Genomic DNA, 2,188 nt, shown 5'->3' with positions numbered 1-2,188 from the left:
ATGCCGGAGGCGTCGAGGGCGGGCACCAGTCCGCTGAAGGCGCGGACGGCGGCCAGGGAGTGGAACCGGGTGGCGTCGCCGAGGCGACCGAGGATGACCGCGCCGGTGATGGCGCCGATGCCGGGGGCGGAGGTGAGGATGCCGTGCGGGTCGCGGTCGTGGACCAGCACCGCGATGCGCTCGTCGACTTCCTTGATCTCCTCGGTGAGCGTCAGCGCGAGCCGGGCCTCGACGGCGATGTCGTCGGCCAGCTCGGGGAAGGACAGGTCGTCGTCCCACAGCTGCAGGCTGGCCGCTGCCGCGGCCAGGAGTTGGTCGGCCATCGCCTCGCCGAACGCGCCGCGGGAGTGCCGGGAGAGGAACCGGGTGAGCCGGGCCCGGCCGAGCCGTCGCACGGTGTGCGGGTCGGCGTAGCCGGCGGCGAACAACTGCAGCGGGGTGTTGTTTCCCAGGTCGGCGGCGAAGGCGGCGTGCCAGTCGGGGCCGAGGATCTCCAGCAGCGCGTCGAGGCGGGCCAGGGTCGCGGTGCGCCGCTTGACCAGGGTCGAGTGCAGCTTGGTGGCCCGGCGCAGCGGGTCACCGGGTCCCAGCCCGCGCTCGGGATGCAACCCCTCGGGGTGCAGCAGCGGCAGCCGGGCGAGCAGGATCGAGTCCAGCCGGTCGGTTTTGGTGTGCTTGGCGTAGTAGGCGCGCAGGTCCGCGGACCGCTCGGCCGAGACCAGCACCACGGTCGCGCCCCGACGACGGAACCAGGACGCCAACGGAACCCAGGCGTTGCGGGTCGGCTCCATCACCACCGTGACCTCTGCGGGTGTGGCGGCCTCGACGAGCCGGGACCACAGCCGGTCCAAGTCGGCGGACTCGGTGCGGAACCGATGCCCGGACCACAGCACCTGCCCGCGCTCGTCGGCGGCGCTGGCCTGATGCGGTGCACGCACCGCGATATCGATCCCCAAGCGAACGATCACAGCCGGACTCCCATCTCCTCGGCCGACATGGCCCGGCAGCCGGTCTGCCGATGGAGGGACGATCAGCGCCAGACATTCGCTAACAGGGATCCACACCGGCTCGAGCTCGGTGAGGTCACCGGGTTCCCAACAGGGCTGTCGACCTCCGGCAGAGGCCCCACCCGCCAACACGGTCAACAGGCCAGGAGTCGCCGAGCGCTCCACTCGGTCAAGCAACGATGACGGGCAGGTGCCGGACGGCACCGATCCTCACCCGCCGGCCGACAAGCAAGGCGCAACGCCGCGCACCCAGATTGAATGTCGGTCATCACCCGCTCGATCCGCTCGATGCCGTGTGCGGCGAACCAGGCGGCCGCGCGGCGGAGGAAGGCCGCGCAGGTTTCCCCTTTCTCGGCGGGGTGGATCTCGGCGTAGGCCAGCCGGGTGTGGTCATCCACGGCGCAGTGCACGTAGTCGTAGCCGACCCGTCGTCCGGCGTCGAGCTCGCGGTGGGTGGCCAGGTACTGCGCGGATTGTCGGCCGTGGACCCGCCAACCGCCGCCGGGGCGAATGGCGCCGAGCTTCTTCACGTCGACGTGCACCAGCTCGCCCGGGCGGGCCCGCTCGTAGCGGCGCACCAGCTGCCCGCTGGGCCGGTCCAGCCAGGCCAGGCGCGGCATCCGATGCCGGACCAGCACCCGGTGCACGGTGGACGGGTTAAGCCCCAGGATGCCGGCGATCCGCGCCGGGCCGAGCCGGCGGTCACGCCGCAGCGCCACGATCGCCGCCTCGGTCACGTCGTCGGTGCGGGTCGGGCAGGTCCGCGGCCGGCTCGACCGGTCCATCAGCCCGGCGCCGCCCTCCTCGGCGAACCGCCGCAACCACTTGTAGGCGGTCGCCCGCGAGACACCCATCTCCGCCGCGACATGGGCGGCCGGACGACCAGCATGGACACGCTGCACCAGGAGCAGACGCGACCACGGGGACAAACGGGGCTTAGCGTTGACCACGAGGACCTCCCGGCCGTGAAGAGTTCGACATCTCCACTGCGCCAGGAGGTCCTCCCTCGATCAACAACCTCGGCGGCGTGTCAACAAGGTCCGTGGTCACTACAGCTAGATAGCCCCGCAACCGTCCAGACCGTCCACCGACGATCCAGTAACGCGATCATCGGCCCCGGCTCGATCATCTACGTGGCTTGAAGGTGGCCGATCGAGGCGGCGGGCAGGCTTGGTGGTCCC

General features: G+C 71.4%; 1 protein-coding gene and 1 pseudogene. Both read right to left on the bottom strand.

The window, feature by feature from the left end; all coding sequences use genetic code 11:
• Nucleotides 1-938: IS110 family transposase (locus VGR06_RS17110; RefSeq protein WP_327560074.1), on the bottom strand; the 938-nt coding region annotated here is incomplete at its 3' end.
• Nucleotides 939-1,267: 329 nt separating this feature from the next.
• Nucleotides 1,268-1,957 (bottom strand): annotated as a pseudogene (locus tag VGR06_RS17105) (helix-turn-helix domain-containing protein); the annotation flags it as partial.
• Nucleotides 1,958-2,188 lie beyond the last annotated feature (231 nt).

Origin of the sequence: Actinophytocola sp. (assembly GCF_036002505.1) — a bacterium.
Taxonomy (GTDB): Bacteria; Actinomycetota; Actinomycetes; order Mycobacteriales; family Pseudonocardiaceae; genus DASYTH01.
Note: the sequence above shows the minus strand (reverse complement) of the source record. Positions and strands in the feature narration are given on the sequence as shown.